Here is a 24,375-nt window from a genome sequence, read left to right as displayed (position 1 = left end):
AATCTAAGCATCGACATTATCGATACGGTTAGTTTGATCCTTAGATTTACTGTACTTACGCAGTCGAATATAGAGCGTTTTGGTGACGGTGGCGATGGTTTTTTGCTGATCATCAACGATATCCACTTGGTATTCACGAAATACCGGTTCACCTTCTTTTGCCAGCTTCTGAATAGTAGTGACTTCATTATTAGGGATTTTCATTCGTGCAGTGACTTTGCTATTACCGGGCGCAACAAACTCGATATGCGAGCTTTTGTCCCAGACCACGTAACTGCTGCCCAATTGGTGCATGAGCATCAACATATAAAACGGGTCAACCATCGAATATAAGCTACCACCAAACTGCGTACCGACGATGTTTTTGTTCATAGGGTTCAGCCCCATGCTGACCACGCATAGACCTTGATCAAGGTTGATATAATCAATTTTTATACCAGCACCGATATATGGCGCATAGGTATTGATACGTAGTTTAAGTAAATGCGGTGTCAACAACGGCATAATACTTTGTTTGGCCCTGCGTTTTAGCGTCTCAAAATTGCTGGGTAGTACACTCATAAATTTGTCCTATTACTTTTTTAGACTTTTTTAATGATAGCGATTAAGTTTTTTGGTTGGTTAAGGCTAAATATCATAAGTAAAAAACATCAAGTGCGCTAGACTTAAAGCGTAACCAGCGCTGATGTAACGAAAGTCTGAATATGGGTTACTGCTATTAATCACAGCTCCCAAGTTTACTGGGTTACCGCTAATGACTCGTCTATTAAGGGTAAACATTACTGCCACCTATTTTGCGGTCAGTTTATTGAAAAAAGCGTGAATTCAGTTTCGATAAATTATAAATGCAAACTTTAAGTTATTGATTATAACAATACGTATAGTATCTTTACATGGTTATATGCTCGCATTCCAAGGATTCATGGCATACAATAGCCTGAAATTTGTGGTGACGCTTTATTTTATAAGGCGCCAAATCACGTTATTGTTAGTCAACCGAAGCCTCAGCCGACACAAGGAAATGTGATGAGTAATACTCAGATCCCTTCTTCAGGGTCTAATCAGCAACCATCAAATCCAGCCACTGACGACAGCGAGCAATTGGGTAGTTATCTCGATTTACATAAGCCAAGCTCAAGCTTTGATAGTCGTGACGCCTATCTAAATCATGAACTACAAATCATGAAACCAAAGCGCTGGCGTGCCAATTTACCTTTCCGTGATTATCGTTTTGAGTATGAAGATGCGATTCCAGCGATGGCAGCGACCATTGGTAAAGTCGTGATGGTGGGCGCCATCGCTGCTACCTTTGCAGGGCCGCTTGGTTTGGGTGATGCCTTTGTCCTAGAAAACGTTCGTTATGAGCTGTTAATCGTGGCGTTTTTTGCCATCTTATTTTCAGGCTTTTTACTCCCTACTGCCAACCTTGCTGGTACTCATGGACCTTTAATCCCGTTGATTCCTATTGTGGTGGCCGCTGGTGGTCACCCGATGGCGTTTGGCTTACTGATTGGTGCCTTTGGTTTATTACTAGCGATTAGTAAAGGGGGCAGTCTGCTGGCAAACTTGACCAGTAAAGGCGTGTGCGGTGGTTTACTGCTGTATCTGGGCTTTATTGGTACCACATCGCAGGTGAAAAACCTGTTTGCTTGGGCAGAAGGCATCGGTATGACCCATATCGCCTTTGTGGTTATTTTACTCACTATCGTACTGTATGCGGTGTTGGAAAACTTCCAAAAGCGTTGGTTGGCCGTTCCGCTCAGCTGTTTATTAGGTGGTGGCGTCGCTTTTGCCATGGGTGCGCCATTTTCGTTTGAAACCGCGCCAGGTCTACCGAACATGAATCCGATGTATTGGTGGGGTGAAAACACCGGTTGGATGCTAGGGTTGCCCACTGTTGAGAGCTTTATCGTGGTGTTACCATTTGCCGTCTTGGCCGTTGCCATGTGGTCGCCAGACTTTTTGGGTCATCAGGTCTTCCAAAAAATCAGCTATCCGCAACGCACTGAAAAGGTTTTGATGGATATTGATGATACGATGACTAGTGCCTCGATTCGTCAGGTAGCAGGCTCGGTACTCGGTGGCGCAAACTTTGCTTCTTCGTGGGGCACTTACATTGTGCCAGCAGCGATTGCCAAGCGTCCGATCCCAGCCGGTGCAGTTTTAACCGGTATTTTCTGTATTATTGCTGGCGTTTGGGGTTATCCCATGGACTTAGCGATTTGGGAGCCGGTCATGTGCGTGGCGCTCATTGTTGGGGTCTTTATTCCATTGCTTGAAGCAGGGATGGAGATGACACGTGAAGGCAAAACCACCCAATCCGCTGCCATTGTCGTCTTTGCTTCAGCGTTGGTTAATCCAGCCTTTGGTTGGTCAATTACCCTTGTGCTCGATAATTTAGGTTTAATTGGTTCTAAAGAACGTAGTGCCAATTTGACCAAAATGAGTCGCTGGATTATTCCCGTGATTACTTTTGTAGTCTTAACAGGCGTGATGGCCCTTGTCGGTATGTTGCCAGGTATTCCAGCATTAATGTCGAATTTCCGTCATTAGTCTTGCATGGATTTACTACTGAAAAAAACCAGCCTCGTGCTGGTTTTTTTGCGCCTGTTGTTCAACGCGCGGTTGCTCAATCAATGGCTGGCTTGCAAAATGGCTTTAGTCGCCCCATTAATATAGTCAGTGAGAAGTAATATCGCTACATCACGTACTGCAGGTACCGTTTTTTCTTGTTTGCTGTGCCTACGCAGACAGAGGCTGCAAAAAAACTATACCCGCAGTATCGTAGCGTTTTTAAAGTATTTTAACTATAGTATTATTAATTCTATTTTGAGAGCTTTAACTTAAGAGTCCGAAATTCTATGGTCAATGTCTCCGCGACGAGTCCCGTCGACGATAAAAAAGTCCGCCTTAAGCATTTAATTCAGCGCCTGCCAAATTTGCCAGGGGTATATAAAATGCTGGGTAAAAATGGCGATATTTTGTATGTCGGTAAGGCAAAATCACTGAAAAGCCGTGTAAACAGCTACTTTGCTAAGACGATTGACCATCCAAAGACGCGCGCGTTAGTCGCACGGATTCATAATATCGAAACCATTATTACCCGCAGCGAAACCGAAGCACTGCTGCTCGAGCAAAATCTAATTAAAGAACATCGTCCCCCTTATAACGTGCTACTGCGCGATGATAAATCTTATCTTTACGTGTTTATTTCAGCAGATAAGCCTTATCCGAGACTGGCTTATGGGCGTGGCAAAGGCAATCACCAAAAAGGACGGTTTTTTGGTCCATTTCCATCGGCACATGCGGCAAAAGAGACGCTGGTGCTTATGCAAAAAATGTTTCAAATGCGCCAATGTACCAATACTTTTTTTAAGCAGCGCAAGCGCCCTTGTCTTGAATATCAAATCAAACGTTGCCGTGCGCCCTGTGTGGGTTTGGTGTCAGCCGATGAATATGCAGAGGATGTGAATAATACCATTCGCTTTTTAAAGGGCGATTCTAGTGATGTCCATAGTGCTCTGATTAAAAAAATGGAAGGCGCCGCTGAGGAATTAGACTTTGAAAAAGCAGTGTTTTATCGTGACCAACTTTCTATGCTGCGCGAAGTACAAGCGAAACAGGCCGTCTATACCGTGCAGGGTGAGGCAGATGTGATAGCAATTGCCAGCCAAGCAGGTATAACCTGCGTCAATGTGTTGACTGTCCGTGGCGGGCGGGTGCTAGGTAGCAAAAACTATTTCCCTGATGTCGACAGCAGTGAGCCACTTGCGGATAATTTATCGGCCTTTATTACCTCATTCTATTTTCAGGTGACCGATGATTTGCCAGCAGAGATTATACTGAGCGATGAATTACCAGATCAAACCGCAGTCAGCGAAGCATTAGCGACCCATTTTGGAAGCAGGGTCGTCATCAAAACCAGCGTCCGTGAACACCGCGCTGAATGGTTGGATTTGGCAAAATTAAACACCAATAATGCGCTCAAAACCAAACTTGGTGATTATTTAGAGTTGCATGCGCGTTTTGGTGCATTAAAGGATGTTTTGGCTGAGGTCACTGACCGTACCATTGATCGCATTGAGTGCTTTGATATCTCGCATACCATGGGCGAGGCGACCATCGGTAGCTGCGTGGTCTTTGACCAAGGTGGCTCGCGTCGCCGTGATTACCGTCAGTATGCGATTCATGATATCCAAGGTGGTGATGATTATGCGGCGATGAAACAGGTGCTGACACGCCGTTATAAGAAGCAGCCGTTGCCTGATTTATTGCTCATTGATGGCGGTAAAGGTCAGCTTGGCATCGCTAAAGAAGTACTGACTGAATTGGGTATTCTTGGCGATACCTTGCTGATTAGTGTGGCAAAAGGCGAAGGACGTAAAGCAGGGCTTGAGGTATTACATTTTATCGATCATGAGCCGCTTGATTTGCCCATGGATAGCAAGGCGCTACATCTATTGATGCATATTCGTGATGAAGCGCATCGCTTTGCCATCACTGCGCATCGTAAAAAGCGTGATAAGCGTCGTTCATCGTCAGTGCTAGAAGTAATTCCGGGACTCGGTGAGAAGCGTCGTCGCGACTTACTTAATCATTTTGGTGGCATACAGCAATTGCTTGGAGCTTCACAGCAAGAGCTATCAGGCGTGCAAGGCATTGGTCCAGTATTAGCGAAGACGATTTATAAAGTACTACATGAATAAATCAGTTGATAATAAAAAAAGACCGCTATTTTACGATAGCGGTCTTTTTAATATAGTCTATGAAAAGTAATATCGATACACCACATACTGCTTGTATAGTTTTTCCTTGCTTGCTGTGCCTATGCAGACAGAGGCTGCAAAAAAACCATACAAGCAGTATCGTAGCGTTTTTAAAATGTTTTAACTATAGCTTATGAATAAAAGTCGTGCTAAATAAAGTTAAGCTTTTCTTTTATAAGTCACAAATTTAAAATCCAATCTACTCTTTTCATCGTGCATTTGCTCAGATTCTCTAGCGACTGCAAATTCACTTGGCAGCTCAGGATAAAAGGCATCGCCATCAGTGATTTCAGTATCTACGTGACTCAGCTCAATACGGTCGGTATACCTTAAGGCTTCGCTAAACACGCGTTCACCGCCAATCACCCAAATGGTATCAAGATTAGTACTATGAGCAAGGTTAGCTGCTTGCGTCAGCGCATCGTCTAAATTATGCATGACATAAGCTTTCTCGCTACCTTCTAAGCCTTTTTGTTCCGCATAATCTAATTGAGTGGTGATAATAAAGCTGATACGTTTTGGAAGCGGTCGGCTACCCATCGACTCAAACGTCTTACGACCCATAATGACGATGCCTTGTATCGCGCCATCATTTTGTTTGGTGGTCATGCTTTTAAAATGCTGTAAGTCTGCAGAGATATGCCACGGGAGCTCATTACCTTTCCCGATACAACGATTGCGACTGATGGCCGCTATTTGAGCAACTTCAATGTTGGCATAACTCATAACCTATCCTCTTTATTTTTTTAAATACTTTTGTTATTTGGGAACATCAACCAAACAAAGGCTATACGGCAACCTTCGCCTTAATTGCAGGGTGTGATTCATAACCATCGACGCTAATGTCTTCGTATTTAAAAGCAAAAATATCTTTCACATCAGGGTTAAGCGTCAATGTTGGCAATGTATACAGCGAGCGTGTTAGCTGTAATTCGACTTGTTCGCGATGGTTTTGATAAATATGGCAATCACCACCGGTCCAAATGAATTCACCGACTTCTAAACCACAAACCTGTGCCACCATATGGGTTAAGAGTGCATAGCTGGCGATATTAAACGGCACACCTAGGAATAAATCTGCTGAGCGCTGATAAAGCTGGCATGACAGTTTATTATCCGCGACGAAGAACTGAAATAGGGTATGACAAGGCGGCAAGGCGACTTGTTCTGCTTCACCAGGATTCCAGCCTGATACAATTAAACGGCGTGAGTTGGGGTTGGTTTTTATTTGCTCGATGACTTGGGTGATTTGATCGACGCCATCAGCGTTGTAGCTGCCATCCTCAGTTTTACTGGCACCATAATTGCGCCATTGATGGCCATAAACAGGCCCAAGGTCGCCAGCAGGACGGTTAAAGCGTGCAGTCTGTTCCGCCGTTGCCCATTCATTCCAAATACGCACGCCGTTTTCTTGCAAGTAATCTACTTGCGTGCTACCGCTTAAAAACCACAATAATTCATAAACGATGGATTTAAAATGGACTTTTTTGGTGGTTAATAATGGAAAGCCGTCAGCTAAATTAAAACGTAGCTGGGCGCCAAAATGGCTTAACGTACCGGTTCCAGTACGGTCACCTTTTTCAGCACCTTCATTTAGAACTAAATGTAGCAAATCTAAGTAGGCTTGCTCGTTTTTACTGTTATGGTAATTATTGGTCATAAAAGTGCTCTTTTGCATGGTTCAAGTGCATATTAAAACGTATTTTAAATGTCTTATTCGATAAGTTCAGGCTTAATAAGCCGACTGCTTACCCCAATCATAAATACCGCGTTTATAAGCGTAAATCAGCATGATTAAGCCGGCGATAATCATCGGTGCACTTAATAGCTGACCCTTGGTCATCCAGCCTAATAAAATAAATCCTTGATCAGCATCTGGCTGACGGAAGAATTCAATGATAAAACGACTGATACCATAGCCTAGTAAGAAAACAGCGGAGGCCGCCATACGCGGGCGCGGCTTTGATGAATACCACCATAAGAAGATAAACAACAGCAGACCTTCAGCAAAGGCTTCGTATAGCTGCGATGGATGGCGAGGTAGCAAGTACTGTCCATTTACCTCAAGCATCAATTCTTGTAGCTCAGGGTTGGTTTGTAATTGCTGCATATCAAACGCCGCCGCTTGCGGAAAGTAGGTCAGCCAGTTATAGCCACCGTCTGATACGCGTCCCCAAAGCTCACCGTTGATATAGTTACCGATACGCCCAAATAATAAACCAGTTGGCACGCAAGGCACGATAAAGTCGAAGACTTGAAAGGCGGTCTTTTTATATTTACGCGCAAAGAACCACATGCCGAACATGACACCGATAAAACCGCCGTGGAAAGACATGCCGCCTTCCCAAACTTTTAATAGGTAAGCAGGATTTTGTAAAAGCTCGCTGAACTGATAAAACAGCACATAACCAATACGACCGCCCAAAATAACGCCAAGGGCACCATAAAAGACCAAATCGGACACCATATCGGTGGTCCAATTATCGCGTTTGGTACTGCGATACCAGGCTAGGCCATAAGCGGCGGCAAATGCCAGCAGGTACATTAAGCCATACCAGTGCACTTCTACTGGACCCAAGGACAGCGCCACGGGATCATACTGAGGATGAATCATCATAAAGGCATCATAATTATTGATAATAGAATGTTGGTCATAATAGCAAAATTCGACCCTTGCGAACACTATGATAAATGAATCGATAAGTGAATGGATGATTGAATGAATAGCAAAGCGCTAAAAAAACCGATAAGATGAAAAAAAGCGCATCAACTCTTAAGGAATCATCATGCAGCCACCGTCATCAACGCTATCATTTATACCAGATAAGAAACCTAAAATAATATTTGCAATTGATGCGCTGACCCTAAAAAGTAGCGGTAAATTACTGCCGTTATCCTTGCTTGGTATGATGGCATCAGGGTTCACGATGTTGGTGCCAATAACCGCGCAAGCGACAAACAGCAGTATCGAACAAATTACGATTTATCAAGGTTTAGCCAGTGTAACGCGTACCTTGCCAATCAGCGGTAGCGGTGAGCAAACAGTGGTTTTTTCTTGTTTATCGCCGGCGATTGAACCAGATAGTATCAGTGTGCAAGCACAAGGGAATATTAATATTGGCGAAGTCAGTATCGAAACCTTGAGCGGTGAGCAAGCGGCGCAATGTCAGTATCAAGGTGATGCGAAAGTACAGAGTCAGCAGAATAATTTAGCAGATATCAGCGCCGAGTTAGAAGCGGCACGTTTAACCAAAGCCTATTTGCAAAATTTGACCAAAGTGACGCAAATAAATACGACTGGCACGCTGGCTAATAATGCGCGTGATTTAGAGACGCAAGCGGCAAATATTAATAAAAGAATTGTAGATCTACAACAGCAAGAAGCCCGTGCCAAGGATACTCTGGGGCAATTAGTTGCAGGTAGTACTAACCAGACGCAGAAGAATGTGACCCAAGTGAGTGTACGCACTGCCAGTCGTGCTGCTAGTACTGTTAAATTGCATTATCAGGTACGCGGCGCCAGTTGGGAGCCGACCTATCAAGCGCGCTTAAATACAGATAGTAAACAACTTAATATTACTGCTTCCGCCATTATTGCCCAACAAACAGGCGAGAATTGGAACAATGTGTCAGTTATCTTAAGTAGCGTTAATCCCAACCAAACCACCACCAGCCAGTTACCAAGAGTCGAGCGCTTATCATTGTACGAAGAGCGCCAAGATAAATTGGCTCGCTATGCACAACCCATGATGGAGAGTGAATCTGCGCCAGTCGTCGTTTCTGCGAGAGACAGTTATGGCGGTGCGTCTGGAGCAGATATGCCACCGCTACCGAGTTTTAGCGTTAGCAGTCAAAATAAAAATGGCATCACCGAGTATCGACTGCCGCAGCGTGTGAGTATTCCCAGTGATGGCAGGCGAGTACGCACGATTATTGACGAGCAAGCTGGTACCAGTAAGCTATGGTTACGTAGCACACCAGGCGCCGAGGCTGCCGCTTATTGGTATGCATCAGCACCGTTTTTGACTCCAGCTTGGGCGGATGGCTCGTTGCAGCTATACCGCGATGATAACTATGTTGGGCAGTCGCGCTACAGCTATCAGAATCTAAAAGAGCAGGGTATTGGTTTTGGCATTGATCCTAGCTTGCTGGTAAAACAGTTGACCGATGAAGACAAACAAGGTGATAAAGGCGTATTTAACCGCCAGCAAACCAAAACGACGACTCAAGCTTATCAATTTACCAATCAGCACAATCGTAGTGTGCGCTTGCAAGTGTTAAGTGCTGAGCCGGTCAGTAGCGATGACAGCATTAAAGTAACCGCGGCACACAGCCCAACCGTCAGCCAAAAAGACTGGAACGATAATAAGGGCATGGTTGCTTGGGAGTTTGATTTGCCGAGTAAGCAATCACAGGTGCTGCAATCGACGTATCAAATCCGCTACTCTGCCGATAAAAAGTTAAGCACGAATTAATGCTAAATCAGAATCATACAATCGATTCAATTTAAAAGGAATGCAGTGCTGCTGTGATAAATTTTGTGAGGCCTCTGGAGTGCGAAGCACACAGCAAGCGAGGAAAATTTACCCTAGCAGAACGCTATTTTGAACGACCCTGTTTTATATTGAAATTCTTATATAAAAGGAAAACTATGTGTATCGTTGCCATTGCTTGGCAGTTATTTGACGAGCTGCCTTTAGTATTATTATCCAATCGTGATGAATTTTTACAGCGTCCAACAGAGCCGCTGCATCAGTGGGCAGATAAGCCTATCTATGCGGGACGTGATAAACAAAGTGATGGCACCTGGCTGGGTATTCATCAAATAGCACATCAAGAGGCGCATCAAAAGCAAAAACAGCAGAGCAGTCAGCTTGCTACTTATGAGCAAAATGGACGTTGGGCGGCGGTATTGAACTTTCGCGATGGCGTGCAGGCAAGCAATGATGAGCGCTCGCGTGGGGCATTGGTGGCTGATTTTTTGACCAGTAATTTAAGCCCGATGGAGTTTGCACGGCAAATAAGTTTGCAAGAGTATGCTGGGTTTAACCTTATTATTGGTGATGCGATGCAAGCGGTCATGGTTAATAATCGGGGTCATGCACCCACGCCGTTATATGCAGGGCTACATGTGATTTCTAATGGTCAACCAGAAGAGGGTTGGTTTAAAACTGAGCGCTTGCGCGGTCGACTACGCCAAGAAGTGCTGCCGTTAATTAGCGAAGATAGCGATGACCAATACTGGCAAGCTGCCGCTTTTGAGGTGCTATCAGATAGTATTCAAGCACCAGCAGATGCGTTACCAGATACGGGTGTCGATATCAAAATAGAACAAGCACTGTCGTCTATTTATATTGAAGGGGCGAATTTAACAGAAATTAGTAATACAGCTATCGATGGTAAAACCACACCAAGCTACGGCACACGAACACAAAGTATTTTAACCGTGCGTAAAAATTATGCCTTAGGTACAGATATTCAAGCTAAAATCGTCAGCCGCGAATGCTCTCATTGAGAAAAATTAGCATAAAAAATACCCATACTGATTGTTCATCAATACGGGTATTTTTTATGCTAAAGCTGTGGAAGCCATCAGCGACATTATTCCACCAACAAATGGTTGTTTTGTTTTGGAATGATTAGTCCTTGTTTAAGCGGTAGTTCGGGCACCAATTCTTGCAAGGCGCGACGGTATACCCCGCGTTTAAAGTGAATCACTTGTCCAAGTGGGTACCAGTAGCTGACCCACTGCCAGTTGTCGAACTCTGGTTTCCCTTCGTCAAAGCGGATATGTTGAGTGTTTGGCTCATCTAAGCGCAGCAAAAACCATTTTTGTTTTTGCCCAATACACAAAGGATACTGCCCATGGCGCACATAGCATTTTGGCAAGCGGTAGCGCAACCAGTCTTGCGTGACCGCCAGTAAATCCACATGACGCGGATGTAAACCGACCTCCTCCCAGAGCTCGCGATACATCGCATCCATCGGCGTCTCCCCGCGGTCGATGCCGCCTTGAGGGAACTGCCAAGCGTTGTGACCAATACGTTTTGCCCACAGAACCTGCCCTTGTGTATTTGCCAAGATGATGCCGACATTGGCGCGAAAGCCGTCTGCATCTATCATGACTAAACCTTTTTAAATTGTTTAAAAATAACTTGTTTCAACAAGGTACAGTGATAGCAATCATAGTTATTATAGGGTGATAGTTATCGATACGATGTCAAAACAAGATTCATTACCGTTATTAAACCAAGAAACAACCGAAATGTGTAACAGTATTTTGCTATAAAATGTTTCACAAGTTTAATCCTTTAAAATCAGCTATTTATAAGCAGGCTTTTGTAGGTTTTTTGGAAGGTCTTATAATAACGATAGTTATTAGTGCGATCAGTATGGAAGATGCGTCACTATCAATGTGTGTATCGAAAACTATCTTTCAGAGGCAGTGATGCAGCAAAGCGTTAATAAAAAAATAGCCCTGTTACTGTTTATAAAAGTAATCCAAGGGGATGGTCCATAAAATCTCGTTTTCGCTTATGCTACACTAGCGAAAGATAGTATGTTTTCAGGAAATACAAAGTAGACAACGCGCCAACTAAAATAAGGACCATTTAAGATGTCAGAGTCAAAAGCTAGCGTTACGTGGCAAGAGAATAAAGCGTTTATGGGTGTGTCGCCGTCAGGGCATAACGTCCAAATCGATGCCGATAAAGAAAAAGGCGCCAGCCCAATGGAGCTGATTTTATTAGGACTAGGTGGTTGTGCCAGTTATGATGTGGTTGCAATTTTACAAAAGTCGCGCCAAGCAGTGACAGACGTGCGCTGTGAGCTGACTGCCCAACGTGCCGAAACTGTTCCAGCGGTTTATACCGACATTCATATGCACTTCATCGTGACCGGTCAAGATATCAAAGACAAGCAAGTTGAAAAGGCTATTCACTTATCAGCAGAAAAATATTGCTCAGCCAGCCGGATGTTGGTACAGGGCGGGGTGAATGTCACTCACGACTTTGAAATGATCGCAGGGTAGGGGCGAACAAACTAATGAATGTATTTTTTGGCTTAATTCCTGATACTGCAGCAGCAGCCATTTGGGCGATGGTGGTGGCGAGTTTGTTACCATTAGCGATGGCGTTGATCGCAAAAGTCTTTGGCGGTTTTAATTTGGCTGACAATGCGCATCCGCGTGATTTTTTGCAACATACGACGGGAGCCGCTGCGCGTGCGAATGCGGCTCAGCAGAACAGTTATGAAACTTTACCGGTATTTTTAGCAGCGGTAGTGGTGGCCATGTTGTTCTTTGTGCCGCAGTTGATTATCAACACCGTCGCCTGGCTATATGTACTGATTCGTGTTGGATATTGCGCCGCATATATTGCCAACTTAGCAACGTTTCGCTCGATTCTTTGGGGGTTATCTATTGCGTGCTGCTTAATGCTATTTTATTTAGCCATTCGGGTCAGTTTTTAGCTTGTTGCTTCTTTGAGCCTTTAATATGGCGAGCTTTATTGAACTCATAGTTGTATAAAAGCAGTGATTATTAGCGTACGCTGGTTTGCAGCGCGTTTATAATTACTGCTTTGTTTTTTTCTCGTTTGATACCTTCCCATAATAGTTGCGCCTCGCTATAACCCTTGGTCAGCATACCAAGCCACTGCTTATAGCGTCCGACTAACACCACATCACTTTTCGCTGCACCTTCTAGAAACTTAATCTGATGAGCAATCAGATCCTGCCATACCAGTGTCGCTGTCTTATCCAGATTTTGACGATTGTCATTATCCATTTGTGTAATCAAGTCGGGACGGGTAACGGCACCGCGACCTAACATTAAATGCGTCGTACCTGCCTGCGCCATACAGTTTTGCGCGTCCTCGCTATTCCATATCTCACCATTGGCAATCACTGGAATAGCTAAGGTATTAAAGTTTTGAATTTTATCCCAATAAGCAGGCGGCTTATAGCCTTGGGTTTTGGTCCGTGCGTGAATGGTCAGCCAATCGGCGCCGCTAGCAGCAATCGCATCACGAATATCGTCCATACGGCTGCTATCGGTATAACCCAAACGAATTTTTGCTGACACGGGGATATGAGCAGGAACGGCTTGGCGTACGGCATTGATGATTTCATACATCACTTCTGGCTCATCAAGCAAAATTGAACCACCACGATGATTATTGACGGTTTTGGCAGGACAACCAAAATTGATGTCAATTGCCGGCGCACCAAGCTCGCAAGCGTAAGCGGCGTTTTCTGCCATCAGCTGCGCTTCGCTACCGAGTAGCTGAATATGAATCGGCGTACCCGATGCTGTCTTGGCCTCATGATGCAGCTCGGGCACGTATTTATAAAACACATGGGCTGGCAAGACATGCTGGGTGACACGAATAAACTCGCTGACCGACCAATCATAAGGACGACCTAAATCTGCCGCAATTTGAGTTAGGATTTGCCGCATTAATGGATCAGTTAAGCCTTCCATCGGTGCAAGTAGGCGAACGGGATTAGCAAATAACTGTTGTATGGTTGTTTGACGTATTTGAAGTTGTTGTGACAACGTACTAAACGAACTAGATGGTTGGTTATTATTCATTGCTTGCTGTTCATTTTTTTATTCCTTTTAAGGAATTATCAAAGTAAGGAAGTGAAAAAGCTAAGAGTTGCCAAAAATGACCTTTTTCCCCGTCTGTAATCCTGATATCAAGTCTTTGATATTGTGAATATCCAAATTGCTTTGCGCACGCGTACAAGCAACATAGAGCAAACGCAGCTCTTCTGGGCTAATTTTTACCGCACTGGTGGTCACATCATAATAAAAATCATCATCGAGTTGTACTTTGCCCCATTCAAGCCCTTTGGCTTTATGCGCAGTTGAGATGACGTAATCAGCATTTTCGATACTGGTTAAGCTGTTGACTGCTTGGCTCAATACATTGGTGCCATGGTCATCGACCAACTTCACTAGCGTTTTTAAGTCGCTGCCTTCGCTGGTCTCAGAGTATTCTTGTACATCACCCCAGTTATAAAAATAGGCCAGCTCAGGGACACCGTAAGCGGATTTACCATTTTTTAAGTTTTCTGCTGCCTGACAGAATTTAAGCATACGATCGGTATCGGCCTGTAGTGCTACGCGGTGACCTAATTTTAGACCAGTTAATAATTGTGACATTGCCGCAGCATTGGTGCGGCAAAGGATGGCATCTTTTTTACTGTGAACCATGCCTTTTTCAGTAGAAGAATGCTTGTTTGGATTGCCTTTTAACGGTACATCTTCTTGTAATGCTTTAAGTAGCGTGTTGGCAATTTCGGCAATCGGTTCGCCAAAGCGAAAGGATTGAGTCAATAAAGTCTGCGGCAATGGTAGCTTTTTCATCGCATTGACTGCGCCGCGCCATTCATAAATTTGCTGATGCGCATCGCCTACGTAGATAACTTGTTTCGGTTGCTGAGTCAAAATCCCCATCATTAATGGGTCCGCATCTTGCGCTTCATCAAATAAGATAAAGTCCGCGGGGATACTTGGTTTGGACAATGCCCAAAGTTTTAAGTAAATATCATGACCGATACCAGCAGGATGGCGCGCATCAATCGACTGTAGCCAACGCTGTTCTACAGCAGGGTAGAGCATCTCACGCAGCTGCTCAGCATCTGAGTCATCAAGCCAGCTTGGGAATAATATATGCCTTGGTGCGGGATAACTGGCGTGGGTACTACAAAAATTGCTCACTGCATCGCTAACGAATCGCGCTAGCCGTGCTGGCGTGAGAGTAATGTATTTATTTACTCCATCCATCTGTCTGCGTACTTGTACCGGTTGCAAGCCCAAATCGTCGCCAAGACGTTTGGGTGAAAAACGCGGCAAGGACAGTTTTGCGGTGATATCACGGGCAACATGACGATAAGCAAGCGAATGAAAGGTGCGACAGTCAACGTGACCTGGGAATTTCTGCCGCGCATCATTGGCGATTGCTTTATTAAAGGCTAAATACAAACCGCGTCCGCGCAGGCGTTCGCCAATCAGTTTTAACGTCGTCGTTTTACCGGCACCGGCATAGGCGACCACTTTAAATGACTTGTGATCCATCGCCATATTAAGGGCGTTCAGCTGCTCATCAGTGGGATCGCTCATATAAGCTGGCATAGATGCGGACATAACAAAGCTACCTAAAAGACTAGAGTATGATCAAAAATAATGGGGGTAAAAAAAGCCACTGCATAGACAATGGCTGATGAGTAATTATCGTTGTCGTTATGAATCGTTGTCACTATGAAGTGCTGGTCGTCGTAAGCGACAATAATAAAGATAAATTAACTGAGAATAATTTGGCCAATAAGGCATTTATATTAACAGATTAACGAATTGGCTGTTTTTTGCACAAGTATCTTTTATATAAGTGCCTAACGAGTGACATAATTCAATATTCTTTATTTAATTCTGTGTCGTTTGTTAAAGCAGGGCTGCGCTCTTCTTTAATCAAGACTTTTGCTAAAAACAACCCCAGCTCAAACAATAACCACATGGGAATCGCTAGCATCAGCATCGATACCCCATCAGGCGGAGTGACCACAGCAGCAACGGCAAAACAGCCGACAATAATATAACGACGTTTATCCTCTAGGCTCTGAATGGAGACGATACCGACCAATATCAATAGTAAAGTGACGACTGGAATCTCAAAAGTCAGCCCAAAAACCATAAATAACTTGAGTGCAAAGCTCAGATAACTGTCTATATCAGTCATCGGCAGAACATTCTGCGGCGCAAACATGATAAAGAATTTTAGAACGCCTTTAAGCACTATAAAATAGGCAAAAGCCACGCCAGCATAAAATAAAAAGATAGAGGAGAGCAGTACTGGAATGGCGATTTTTTTCTCTTTTTTATACAAACCGGGTGCCACAAAAGACCAAATTTGATACAAAATATAGGGCATAGCAAAAAATGCGGCGACAAATACAGTCAGGCGAATAGGCGCCATAAAGTTTGAGGTAATGTCTGTGGCAATCATCGTTGAATTGGCGGGCAGCTGCGCAACCAAGGGATCCGATAAAAAATTGTATAACTCGCGTGAAAATCCGACTAACGCCAAAAATATCACTAATATAGCAACGCATATTCTAATGAGATGGCGGCGTAACTCGATCAAATGCTCGGTAATGGGCATATCGGCCAATGAGCTTAGGATGTCTCCGGAGTCTTTTTGATCAGTCGATGCATTGGTGTCTTCTACACCTGTGTCAGCGACTTTTTCTTGGCGCGATTTTTTGCGTTTAAATAAATCCATTAGTCAGTCTCCTGCTCATGGGCAGCAGCCTGTGTGTTTAAATGACTGTCTAAATGGTTGTTTAACAAAATATCGGCTTTATAATTTGGTAGGTATGGCGGCGCAGGTAGACGACGCGCTTTATCATAAGCGCCCAGACGGAACCACATGTTTTCCCACGGCTTGGTGCTGATGGTTTGAGTGACTTGATCTATAGTGTCATTGGTATCATTGGCGTCAGCTTTTAAACTATCGCCGGATACTTCTGACTTGTCATTTTGTTCGTTTTTTTCATAGCGGTAGTCAAATTCTTTTGGCGTGGCTGGTTGAATGCTGCTTTGCTGGCTTTCAATATCAACACTTTTGTCTTGTTTATCATCGACCACTGCATTATGTGTTGCCTTTAAATGTTGGTTTTGAGAGTACTCAAATTCTTTTATATTACCGCGCATTTCTGCCATTTCACGTCTCATATCCGCCTCGGTCTGACGGATTTTGGCCAGCTCTTTTTGCATTTGTTGCCGAGTTTCAGCCAGGTCGAGCTCAGCTTCTATTTCAGACTGTAAAGTAGAAACCGTACGGCGAATCTTGGCATACCATTGCCCAGCGGTACGTGCTGCTTGGGGCAGCTTTTCTGGCCCCAAAACAATTAAAGCAATAACGCCAAAGAGTAGTAACTCAGAGAATCCAATATCAAACATAATGGTTAAATATCACTATTTAAGTACAGCACACATCAAACCTTATGATTGTCATCGGTTGCGCTAGAGTTGATGTCAGCCTCATCAACCTTTCTGGTTGCCTGAGGGTCTGTTGGGCGCGCATTGCCGTCATGGTCAAGAACAACATGTTTTTTAGCATGTTCAGTATTTTCGTCTTTAACGGCTTCTTTAAAGCCTTTGACGGCGCCGCCCAAATCTTTGCCCGCATTTCTTAGTTTAGAGGTGCCAAATACCACAACGACGACGACCAATAAAATCAGCCAATGCGTAATAGAAAAACTACCCATAATGCTATCCTTATGTTTTGTTTTTTATGTCTACAAAATATTTTGAGAGAACTTAGCCATTGATATGTGAAAGAATGTTTTGAATAAAACTACAGACGCATCACGTCAAATGGCACAGCATCAGATTATAAGAACATTATAACTCGCACTGACTATAAAAAGGGTAATGCAACAATAATCAAACAGGGCAGTGGTTTATAACCACTGCCCACATGACTGAGACTATCAAAATTATAAAAACTATCGAGCAGCCTTTTCATCGATACCTGATAAACCAAAGCGTCGTCCTAGCTCGTTTAACACGGCATCTGATTCTATATCAAACCATGCCAAGCCAACCAAGGTATGAAACCAGACATCGGCCACTTCATAAATAAGCTCGTGACGCGCCTCATCATATTGCTCCTTGTCTCTACTCTCATCGCAATGGGCAAAATCTTTGGCAGCGATGATACTTTCTGTACTTTCTTCACCCACTTTTTCTAGTATCTTATTGAGCCCTTTGGCGTATAAGCTTGCCACATAAGAGCTGTCGGCATCGGCTTGTTTACGCTCTGCCAATACGGTATCAAGTTGCTGCAAAATAGAGTGAATCGCAGCTTTACCTTGGTTATTCGAGTTCCCCATAATATTAGCAGCGTTATCAACTCCATCAGCAATATCAGTCTTTGTATCAACAGCGGTGTCTTGGTGTGTAGTGCTGAGACCTGCATCAGATTTATAGATATCTGCAGGATCTTTTAATACTTTATCGACTGTTTGCCATTTAGGTGTTTGCCCAGACAAATCCAAACGCTGATAAAAACAAGACTCACGGCCGGTATGACAAGCGATACCACCTGCTTGAGTGACGCTAAGCACAATCACATCGGCGTCGCAATCCAAACGAATATCATGCACTCGCTGAGTATGCCCTGATGACTCACCCTTATGCCATAATTTGGCACGCGAACGCGAAAAATAAACCGCTGTTTGAGTTTGTGCCGTCAACTGTAATGATTCGGCATTCATCCAAGCCATCATCAAAATACGCCCAGACTCATTATCTTGGGCAATTGCAGGAATTAAGCCATCAGCATTAAAATTTACGGCAGTTAGCCAAGCAGGTAAAGTCATCATGTATCTGTCGTCTTATAAGTAAATGGGAATAAAAAGGTAACGAGTTACTAGTAATACTATTTAAGGGAGAAAATTATTTATTAAGTGAAAAAGTTATTTAAACGAAAACAGTGTTTTAAGAAAAAATCAAATCCTAAATAGATGGGGGTATAGTGCTTTTTTAATGCTGTTATCAAGGGTGCTAATTTTATTAAGACGAAAGTCGTAATTGATAAAATGCTGCTTTGCTTTAGCCACCGTTTCACCAGTATGCATACGTGTCACTCGTATCAGTATATTGCCGCCATTATCATACCGCGGCTCAACGCCTACCTCAAATAACAGCTCTTCACGCACCCGCACACGGCCGCTAATATTCAGCTGTAACTCATCAATAATCAAACCTTGATAGTCCGAGTTGATATCTTGAACACCTCTCGAGTGCAAAAACCTCAACCGCGCCTCAGTGAGCAACGCTACCAATGATTCGAGCATTAAATGCTGACCTGTGTCGATTTCGGTGTGACGCACACGCATCAACGTCTCAAAGACAAATAGGTCGTTGTCAAAGTCTAACTCTTTTTTTGACACCTTGTCTCCTAAGCTAAGGGTAGACGATAAGTGCTATACATTACTATAGAGATTAAAAAAGGTAATAAACGACGTTATTTTATAGCTCGTTAGAGTGTTGCTGAAAATATAGCAATATTCAGTCTCTACTTAAGCACAGCTTAAGCGGACATTCAATCGGTTTGGCAGGAAATTTGCAGTTTTATTAATGTTTTGAGCGCAAAGATTGCGAGGTGTTTTATGATTTTCATTTTCAGTGATTGTCTACTAGGGCGGGGTAAAAACTTTCCTTGGCAAAACAGCGCACTATCTGCTAAAATAGCGCCTCCCACCTCGAGGCAAATAGCCGTTTAGTGCTTGTTTTTAAAGCTACTATTCGTTATTGACTATTTGACGACCAGGTTCTATCAAAGACAAAGAGGCAAGTCATCATGAAAGTTAAGATGAAAACCAGAAGCGGTGCAGCTAAACGCTTCAAAAAAACAGCGAACGGCTTTAAGCGTAAGCAAGCCTTCAAAAGCCATATCTTGACCAAGAAATCAGCTAAGCGTATTCGCCAGTTGCGCGGCCTAAAGATGGTGGACAAATCTGACGAAGCAGCAGTTCGTCGCATGTGCCCATACCTCTAGTCGACTATCGTCGTTTATCTTTAATTAAGCGCTGTTTAATTAAGAACTGTTTTAATTAAGAACTGTTTTAATTAATAGCGACTGAATTAAAAATACCTGACTTTGCAATCTGATAACGATGTCTATTATTCTATTTATTCAATGACATCGTGATTCGTTTAACAGTAATTAAAGAAATCTTGGAGTAATTTATGGCTCGTGTAAAACGTGGTGTACAGGCGAATCGTCGTCACAAAAAAATCCTAAAGCGCGCAAAAGGCTACTACGGTGCCCGTTCACGTGTTTACCGCGTAGCGGTACAAGCAGTGACCAAAGCTGGTCAATATGCTTATCGTGACCGTCGCAACAAAAAACGTACTTTCCGTCGTCTTTGGATTGCACGTATCAATGCTGGTGCACGCTTAAACGGCTTAAGCTATAGCCGCTTTATCAATGGCATGAAAAAAGCTAACATCGCAATCGATCGTCGCGTACTTGCTGACATCGCTATGCATGATGCAGCGACTTTCACTGCATTGGTTGAAAAAGCAAAAGCGGAACTAGCATAAATATTAACCATTCTATTTAGGTATGTTGCTTGTTAAATGATTGTCCATAAGCAATTATCTATATGGATAGAGATAATATTAATTAATAGGTCGATATTAATAAAAGCTACCGCTGGTCGGTGGCTTTTTTTATATAACATTATCTTACTGCCAGTTTTGAGCATGAAAGCTGAATACATGTTTTTGCAAACGGCTTTTCTAATTGTCTAAATATTCAAGCCATTCATATGATTAGCTTTTATTTTAAAATGAATCGGTAAATGGTTTGCAATATTTGGTCAAATCCCTACAATTACAAATTACTGTAATTAATAGTCCGTTTAAATCAGGAAGAATGCGTCTTATGACTACCCCTGCTGCCACCACCGATTTGTCGGCGCTACCGACCTTGTCCACAGAGCTAAGCGAGCTTAATGAAACTCAACTGACTGAATTTGCTAGTGCTGCTGAAGCTTTGATTCTTCAGGTAACCGATGCGCGTACGCTACAAGACTTGCGTGTGCAACTGACTGGCAAAAAAAGCCCATTAACTGGCTGGTCAAAGCAGATGGGTAAACTTGATGCTGATGATAAAAAAACCTATGGTGGCTGGTTACATCAAGTTCGTAGCCGTATTCAAGAAACCTTAACAACTCGTCAGCAGCAGCTAGAAGTAGCAGCATTAAATGCCAAGCTTGCAGCGGAAAGTATTGATATCACTTTACCTGCTCGCGGTGGTCAAAAAGGCCATTTGCATCCAGTGACGATGATTACCCAGCGTATGCAGCAGTATTTTGTGCAAGCGGGTTTTAATGTGGCAACTGGTCCTGAAGTTGAGAGCGATTACTATAACTTTGAAGCGCTCAATATTCCCTCGCATCACCCAGCACGTGCCATGCACGATACTTTCTACTTTGATGCGCACTATCTGCTACGCACTCATACCAGTCCGGTGCAAATTCGCACCATGGAAAAAAATGAGCCGCCGATTCGTATTATTTGTCCCGGTCGCGTTTATCGTAACGACTCAGATCAAACCCATTCGCCAATGTTTCACCAACTAGAAGGGCTGATGGTCACAGAATCGAGCACCTTTGCTGAGCTAAAAGGTTTGATTAGTGAATTCTTAGAAGCGTTTTTTGCCAAAGAGCTAACCGTGCGTTTCCGCCCATCATTCTTCCCGTTTACCGAGCCTTCTGCTGAAGTAGATATCCTAGATGATAATGGTAAATGGCTTGAAGTTATGGGCTGCGGTATGGTGCATCCACAAGTGCTGACCAACTGCGGTATTGATGCCGAAAAATATACTGGCTTTGCTTTTGGGATGGGGATTGAGCGCTTTGCAATGTTGTATTACGGCATCGATGATTTACGTTTGTTTTTTCAAAATGACGTGCGCTTCTTAAAGCAGTTTGGCTAGATTGTCGTTATTAATAGGCCTACCTTTACTCCAAAATCTTTATTATGAAATTCTGATCCGAGATATTTATGAAAATTAGCGAACAGTGGCTACGTCAATGGGTGAATCCTAGTAATACCAGTGAACAATTGGCCGAACAGTTAACGATGGCAGGACTTGAGATTGACGATCGCTATGCGGTTGCCCGTGATTTTAGCGGTGTGGTTGTCGGTGAAGTGATCAGTATTGAGCCACATCCAGATGCCGATAAACTGCGCGTCACGCAGGTGAATATTGGTGCAGCTGAGCCATTACAAATCGTTTGCGGCGCACCTAATGTCACTGTCGGTATGAAAGCGCCCGTTGCGACTGTTGGTGCTGTGTTACCAAGTGATGATGTCAGTAATGGTAAAGCGGGCTTTGAAATTAAGAACGGTAATCTACGTGGTGTAGATTCAAACGGCATGCTATGCGGTGCCTCTGAGATTGATTTAACCGATAGCATTGATGGCCTGCTTGAATTGCCAGCTGATGCGCCAATTGGCATGAATATTCGTGAGTATTTGGGTTTGGATAATCAAATCCTAGATATCTCCATCACCCCAAACCGTGGTGACTGCTTTAGCGTACGCGGTATTGCCCGCGAGATATCCGTCATTAATGATTTGCCGGTGCAAATGCCAGAAATTGCAGACAACGTAGCGGACACTGATAACGTTACTGCGATTACTACGCCCGCAGTAACCGTAAACGCAGTCGAAGCTTGTCCGCGTTATTTACTGCAATCAATCAGTCATATTGATCGTAGCATTGAGACACCAAAATGGATGCAAGATGCGCTCGTACAGTCAGGACTGCGTTCGCATAACTTTTTGGTCGATGTGACCAACTATGTATTGATGGAGTTGGGTCAACCGCTACATGCGTTTGATGCGGATACTATCGAGGGTGATATAGTGGTGCGTTTGGCCCAGCCTGAGGAAACTATTGCCTTATTAAATGAGCAAACCATTACCTTAACTGGCGATGAATTAGTCATTGCTGATGATAAAGGTGCGCTAGCGCTTGCTGGTATCATGGGTGGTCAGCGTAGTAGCGTTACCGATAGCACCACCAATATTGTCTTAGAAAGTGCCTTTTTTAATCAGCTAGCTATTGCTGCACGCGCCCGCCGTTTTGGTTTGCATACCGATGCTTCACAACGTTTTGAGCGCGGGGTCGATTTTGAGTTGCCAGCGCTAGCACTGGCACGCGCTCGTGATTTAATTACTAGCGTCACAGCTAGTCAAGCCGGTCAAATAGTAAAAGCTGAAAGTAGCGAGCATCTGCCAGCTCGTGCGCCAATTAACTTACCAATTACTAAGGTTCGTGATGTCATCGGTATTGAGATTGAGCCAGCGGTTATGGTGCGTATCTTAACCCAATTAGGGTTTGAGGTAGAGCAGCAAGCGGGTAGCCTGATTTGCACACCGCCATCTTATCGCTTTGATATGAGTATCAAAGAGGATTTAATCGAAGAGATTGCGCGTATCTATGGCTATGACAATATCCCAAGCGTATTGCCGCATTTGCAAGTCAGCATGGATTATGACGATACCGCAGATTTGACGCACGAGATGAAGCTGGCGCTGGTCGATAATGGCTATATGGAAGCGATTAGCTTTAGCTTTAGCGATGCAAAGTTAGAAGCCTTACTTGATGATGACGCACTAGGTGAAGTGTTGGCACTGGCCAATCCAATCTCTAGCGATTTGGCGGTGATGCGCCGTACGTTACTATCGAGCTTACTGCCTTGTGTGCAGTATAACCTCAATCGTCAACAATCACGGGTGCGTTTCTTTGAAACCGGTCTAAGCTTCGTCGGTCATAGTGTTAGTGACTTAGTACAAACACCCAGTATCGCTTTAGTGGCGGTCGGTGAAGTTTGGGACGAACAAGCTTATCAAAACCGTGCGTTAGATTTTTACGATCTTAAGCACGATATTGAGCAATTATTACCCGCGCAAATAGATAGCGCCCGTATCCGCTACGAGCGTAGCGCGCTTGCCTTCTTGCATCCTGGACAAAGCGCCAAGCTGTATATTGATGACCAATATATCGGTTGGTTAGGGCAATTACATCCGAGTACCGCCAAACAATTAGACTTACCTGCTACGTGGGTCGCGCAACTGTCTTTGGCACCATTGCTAACCCTCGCTCGTGAGCAGTACGAGATCACCACACCAAGTAAATTCCCGCAAGTACGTCGTGATATCGCCATCTTAGTGGATAGCGACATCAGTTTACAGACCTTAGAATCGACAATACGCACAGCGGCAGGCGCGCTATTGAGAGATCTATGGTTATTTGATGTCTATCAAGGCGACAAAGTACCAGATGGTCAACGTTCTTTAGCCTTTGCCTTAATTTGGCAGGATAAAATGCAGACTCTATCTGATGATACTGTAAAAACGGCTACTGACAAGGTAGTGCAAGCGCTAACCGAACAGCACTCAGTACAGTTGCGTGATAGCTAAAAATTACTATTAAGAATGACAATGCTCTGTAGCCTTTTGATTATTGGGGCTATAGGGCATTGCTATTCATAACAGTTGCTAATTATAAAAACCGTTATTTATAGAATACGTTAAGTGGTTATTAATAAAGGATTTTCATGCAGACTGTGTTAAAAACATGGCAGAAAACCTTTATAATAGCCAACATTAACCCTCATACCGCTAAACCATGATATTCGACATCACGACATAGCATAGGAGTCGTACTGTGAGCACCTTAACCAAATCTGACATGATTGAGCATTTAATGAGTCATCTTCACTTGACGCGTCAAGAAGGCCGCTGTTTAGTAGAGAACTTTTTTGATGAACTGTCAGATAGCTTGATTGATGGCAAAGAGGTCAAGCTTTCAGGCTTTGGCAACTTTGAGCTTAAAGATAAAAATAGCCGTCCTGGGCGTAACCCCAAAACTGGAGAGCCAGTCGCTGTTTCCGCACGTCGCGTGGTCACCTTTAAAACGGGACAAAAATTTCGTCAACAGGTAGATGAGCGGTTATTTGATAGTTAATAATAAATCCACAAAATATGATTAACTGCATCAAGCTTGCATAGTTTGTA

Annotated in this window: 23 protein-coding genes; 11 read left to right on the top strand and 12 right to left on the bottom strand. The window is 43.7% G+C overall.

The window, feature by feature from the left end; translation table 11 throughout:
- Positions 1-3: 3 nt before the first annotated feature.
- Positions 4-561, bottom strand: a complete 558-nt coding sequence (locus ACT3TU_RS02225) for a DUF4442 domain-containing protein (RefSeq protein ID WP_192522995.1) — start codon at positions 559-561, stop codon at positions 4-6.
- A gap of 465 nt (positions 562-1,026) precedes the next feature.
- Between ACT3TU_RS02225 and ACT3TU_RS02220 the strand changes: the two genes are divergently transcribed.
- On the top strand, positions 1,027-2,553 hold the full coding sequence (locus ACT3TU_RS02220; RefSeq protein ID WP_192522996.1) for a DUF3360 family protein: 1,527 nt from the start codon (positions 1,027-1,029) through the stop codon (positions 2,551-2,553).
- A gap of 308 nt (positions 2,554-2,861) precedes the next feature.
- Positions 2,862-4,706: an excinuclease ABC subunit UvrC gene (gene uvrC, locus ACT3TU_RS02215; RefSeq protein ID WP_192523932.1), complete on the top strand. Its 1,845-nt coding sequence runs from the start codon at positions 2,862-2,864 to the stop codon at positions 4,704-4,706.
- A gap of 219 nt (positions 4,707-4,925) precedes the next feature.
- Here uvrC and ACT3TU_RS02210 read toward each other — a convergent pair whose 3' ends face one another.
- From ACT3TU_RS02210 to lgt, 3 genes are all read right to left on the bottom strand, one after another.
- The gene (locus ACT3TU_RS02210; RefSeq protein WP_192523933.1) at positions 4,926-5,492 is read right to left on the bottom strand and encodes a dihydrofolate reductase; all 567 of its coding nucleotides are present in this window, start codon (positions 5,490-5,492) and stop codon (positions 4,926-4,928) included.
- Positions 5,493-5,553: 61 nt separating this feature from the next.
- Positions 5,554-6,426 carry a thymidylate synthase gene (locus ACT3TU_RS02205; protein WP_192523934.1) on the bottom strand — a complete coding sequence of 291 codons (873 nt, stop codon included), beginning with the start codon at positions 6,424-6,426 and terminating at the stop codon, positions 5,554-5,556.
- 72 nt (positions 6,427-6,498) lie between these two features.
- The gene (gene lgt / locus ACT3TU_RS02200; protein WP_192523935.1) at positions 6,499-7,383 is read right to left on the bottom strand and encodes a prolipoprotein diacylglyceryl transferase; all 885 of its coding nucleotides are present in this window, start codon (positions 7,381-7,383) and stop codon (positions 6,499-6,501) included.
- Positions 7,384-7,552: 169 nt separating this feature from the next.
- On the opposite strand from lgt, the gene ACT3TU_RS02195 reads away from it, so the two are divergent.
- Together ACT3TU_RS02195 and ACT3TU_RS02190 are read left to right on the top strand one after the other, a co-directional pair.
- A complete protein-coding gene (locus ACT3TU_RS02195; RefSeq protein ID WP_192523936.1) occupies positions 7,553-9,241 on the top strand; it encodes a DUF4139 domain-containing protein in 1,689 nt (562 codons plus the stop codon).
- Between the two features lie 176 nt (positions 9,242-9,417).
- Positions 9,418-10,281, top strand: coding sequence for an NRDE family protein (locus ACT3TU_RS02190; RefSeq protein ID WP_192523937.1), 864 nt, complete (start codon positions 9,418-9,420; stop codon positions 10,279-10,281).
- A gap of 86 nt (positions 10,282-10,367) precedes the next feature.
- Here ACT3TU_RS02190 and ACT3TU_RS02185 read toward each other — a convergent pair whose 3' ends face one another.
- A complete protein-coding gene (locus tag ACT3TU_RS02185) occupies positions 10,368-10,889 on the bottom strand; it encodes an RNA pyrophosphohydrolase (protein WP_192523938.1) in 522 nt (173 codons plus the stop codon).
- 493 nt (positions 10,890-11,382) lie between these two features.
- Between ACT3TU_RS02185 and ACT3TU_RS02180 the strand changes: the two genes are divergently transcribed.
- Together ACT3TU_RS02180 and ACT3TU_RS02175 are read left to right on the top strand one after the other, a co-directional pair.
- On the top strand, positions 11,383-11,796 hold the full coding sequence (locus ACT3TU_RS02180; RefSeq protein ID WP_192523939.1) for an OsmC family protein: 414 nt from the start codon (positions 11,383-11,385) through the stop codon (positions 11,794-11,796).
- Positions 11,797-11,810: 14 nt separating this feature from the next.
- Positions 11,811-12,236 carry an MAPEG family protein gene (locus ACT3TU_RS02175; protein ID WP_192523940.1) on the top strand — a complete coding sequence of 142 codons (426 nt, stop codon included), beginning with the start codon at positions 11,811-11,813 and terminating at the stop codon, positions 12,234-12,236.
- A gap of 70 nt (positions 12,237-12,306) precedes the next feature.
- Here ACT3TU_RS02175 and ACT3TU_RS02170 read toward each other — a convergent pair whose 3' ends face one another.
- The 7 genes from ACT3TU_RS02170 to ACT3TU_RS02140 all read right to left on the bottom strand — a co-directional run bounded on the left by ACT3TU_RS02170 (position 12,307) and on the right by ACT3TU_RS02140 (position 18,728).
- Entirely contained in the window at positions 12,307-13,359 is a 1,053-nt protein-coding gene (locus ACT3TU_RS02170; RefSeq protein WP_192523941.1) for a tRNA dihydrouridine synthase, read from the bottom strand.
- 60 nt (positions 13,360-13,419) lie between these two features.
- On the bottom strand, positions 13,420-14,919 hold the full coding sequence (locus ACT3TU_RS02165) for a UvrD-helicase domain-containing protein (RefSeq protein WP_192523942.1): 1,500 nt from the start codon (positions 14,917-14,919) through the stop codon (positions 13,420-13,422).
- Positions 14,920-15,181: 262 nt separating this feature from the next.
- Positions 15,182-16,051, bottom strand: a complete 870-nt coding sequence (tatC, locus tag ACT3TU_RS02160) for a twin-arginine translocase subunit TatC (RefSeq protein WP_192523943.1) — start codon at positions 16,049-16,051, stop codon at positions 15,182-15,184.
- Positions 16,051-16,731 carry a Sec-independent protein translocase protein TatB gene (tatB, locus tag ACT3TU_RS02155; protein ID WP_192523944.1) on the bottom strand — a complete coding sequence of 227 codons (681 nt, stop codon included), beginning with the start codon at positions 16,729-16,731 and terminating at the stop codon, positions 16,051-16,053. The genes tatC and tatB overlap by 1 nt, the downstream gene beginning before the upstream one ends.
- 35 nt (positions 16,732-16,766) lie before the next feature.
- Positions 16,767-17,039 (bottom strand): Sec-independent protein translocase subunit TatA, encoded by a 273-nt coding sequence (tatA, locus tag ACT3TU_RS02150; RefSeq protein WP_192523945.1) that lies wholly within the window; start codon positions 17,037-17,039, stop codon positions 16,767-16,769.
- A 240-nt stretch (positions 17,040-17,279) separates the two neighbouring features.
- On the bottom strand, positions 17,280-18,155 hold the full coding sequence (gene hisI, locus ACT3TU_RS02145) for a phosphoribosyl-AMP cyclohydrolase (RefSeq protein ID WP_192523952.1): 876 nt from the start codon (positions 18,153-18,155) through the stop codon (positions 17,280-17,282).
- Between the two features lie 129 nt (positions 18,156-18,284).
- The gene (locus ACT3TU_RS02140; RefSeq protein WP_192523946.1) at positions 18,285-18,728 is read right to left on the bottom strand and encodes a thioesterase family protein; all 444 of its coding nucleotides are present in this window, start codon (positions 18,726-18,728) and stop codon (positions 18,285-18,287) included.
- A gap of 410 nt (positions 18,729-19,138) precedes the next feature.
- On the opposite strand from ACT3TU_RS02140, the gene rpmI reads away from it, so the two are divergent.
- From rpmI to ACT3TU_RS02115, 5 genes are all read left to right on the top strand, one after another.
- Positions 19,139-19,336 carry a 50S ribosomal protein L35 gene (gene rpmI / locus ACT3TU_RS02135; RefSeq protein WP_192523947.1) on the top strand — a complete coding sequence of 66 codons (198 nt, stop codon included), beginning with the start codon at positions 19,139-19,141 and terminating at the stop codon, positions 19,334-19,336.
- A 191-nt stretch (positions 19,337-19,527) separates the two neighbouring features.
- On the top strand, positions 19,528-19,884 hold the full coding sequence (gene rplT / locus ACT3TU_RS02130; protein ID WP_011281252.1) for a 50S ribosomal protein L20: 357 nt from the start codon (positions 19,528-19,530) through the stop codon (positions 19,882-19,884).
- A gap of 343 nt (positions 19,885-20,227) precedes the next feature.
- Positions 20,228-21,283, top strand: a complete 1,056-nt coding sequence (gene pheS, locus ACT3TU_RS02125; RefSeq protein WP_192523948.1) for a phenylalanine--tRNA ligase subunit alpha — start codon at positions 20,228-20,230, stop codon at positions 21,281-21,283.
- Between the two features lie 68 nt (positions 21,284-21,351).
- On the top strand, positions 21,352-23,778 hold the full coding sequence (gene pheT / locus ACT3TU_RS02120; RefSeq protein WP_192523949.1) for a phenylalanine--tRNA ligase subunit beta: 2,427 nt from the start codon (positions 21,352-21,354) through the stop codon (positions 23,776-23,778).
- Between the two features lie 247 nt (positions 23,779-24,025).
- A complete protein-coding gene (locus ACT3TU_RS02115) occupies positions 24,026-24,325 on the top strand; it encodes an integration host factor subunit alpha (protein WP_192523950.1) in 300 nt (99 codons plus the stop codon).
- Positions 24,326-24,375 lie beyond the last annotated feature (50 nt).

The sequence above is a fragment of the Psychrobacter sp. AOP3-A1-26 genome (genome assembly GCF_052378235.1).
GTDB lineage: Bacteria > Pseudomonadota > Gammaproteobacteria > Pseudomonadales > Moraxellaceae > Psychrobacter.
The sequence above is the reverse complement of the archived record's forward strand: the minus strand, read 5'-3'. Positions and strand labels throughout refer to the sequence as shown.

Bases quoted from the DNA above. Each gene is read 5' to 3' on its own strand.
- ACT3TU_RS02225 (WP_192522995.1), bottom strand. From the start codon at position 561: ATGAGTGTACTACCCAGCAATTTTGAGACGCTAAAACGCAGGGCCAAA.
- ACT3TU_RS02220 (WP_192522996.1), top strand. From the start codon at position 1,027: ATGAGTAATACTCAGATCCCTTCTTCAGGGTCTAATCAGCAACCATCA.
- uvrC (WP_192523932.1), top strand. From the start codon at position 2,862: ATGGTCAATGTCTCCGCGACGAGTCCCGTCGACGATAAAAAAGTCCGC.
- ACT3TU_RS02210 (WP_192523933.1), bottom strand. From the start codon at position 5,492: ATGAGTTATGCCAACATTGAAGTTGCTCAAATAGCGGCCATCAGTCGC.
- ACT3TU_RS02205 (WP_192523934.1), bottom strand. From the start codon at position 6,426: ATGACCAATAATTACCATAACAGTAAAAACGAGCAAGCCTACTTAGAT.
- lgt (WP_192523935.1), bottom strand. From the start codon at position 7,383: ATGATGATTCATCCTCAGTATGATCCCGTGGCGCTGTCCTTGGGTCCA.
- ACT3TU_RS02195 (WP_192523936.1), top strand. From the start codon at position 7,553: ATGCAGCCACCGTCATCAACGCTATCATTTATACCAGATAAGAAACCT.
- ACT3TU_RS02190 (WP_192523937.1), top strand. From the start codon at position 9,418: ATGTGTATCGTTGCCATTGCTTGGCAGTTATTTGACGAGCTGCCTTTA.
- ACT3TU_RS02185 (WP_192523938.1), bottom strand. From the start codon at position 10,889: ATGATAGATGCAGACGGCTTTCGCGCCAATGTCGGCATCATCTTGGCA.
- ACT3TU_RS02180 (WP_192523939.1), top strand. From the start codon at position 11,383: ATGTCAGAGTCAAAAGCTAGCGTTACGTGGCAAGAGAATAAAGCGTTT.
- ACT3TU_RS02175 (WP_192523940.1), top strand. From the start codon at position 11,811: ATGAATGTATTTTTTGGCTTAATTCCTGATACTGCAGCAGCAGCCATT.
- ACT3TU_RS02170 (WP_192523941.1), bottom strand. From the start codon at position 13,359: ATGAATAATAACCAACCATCTAGTTCGTTTAGTACGTTGTCACAACAA.
- ACT3TU_RS02165 (WP_192523942.1), bottom strand. From the start codon at position 14,919: ATGTCCGCATCTATGCCAGCTTATATGAGCGATCCCACTGATGAGCAG.
- tatC (WP_192523943.1), bottom strand. From the start codon at position 16,051: ATGGATTTATTTAAACGCAAAAAATCGCGCCAAGAAAAAGTCGCTGAC.
- tatB (WP_192523944.1), bottom strand. From the start codon at position 16,731: ATGTTTGATATTGGATTCTCTGAGTTACTACTCTTTGGCGTTATTGCT.
- tatA (WP_192523945.1), bottom strand. From the start codon at position 17,039: ATGGGTAGTTTTTCTATTACGCATTGGCTGATTTTATTGGTCGTCGTC.
- hisI (WP_192523952.1), bottom strand. From the start codon at position 18,155: ATGACTTTACCTGCTTGGCTAACTGCCGTAAATTTTAATGCTGATGGC.
- rpmI (WP_192523947.1), top strand. From the start codon at position 19,139: ATGAAAGTTAAGATGAAAACCAGAAGCGGTGCAGCTAAACGCTTCAAA.
- rplT (WP_011281252.1), top strand. From the start codon at position 19,528: ATGGCTCGTGTAAAACGTGGTGTACAGGCGAATCGTCGTCACAAAAAA.
- pheS (WP_192523948.1), top strand. From the start codon at position 20,228: ATGACTACCCCTGCTGCCACCACCGATTTGTCGGCGCTACCGACCTTG.
- pheT (WP_192523949.1), top strand. From the start codon at position 21,352: ATGAAAATTAGCGAACAGTGGCTACGTCAATGGGTGAATCCTAGTAAT.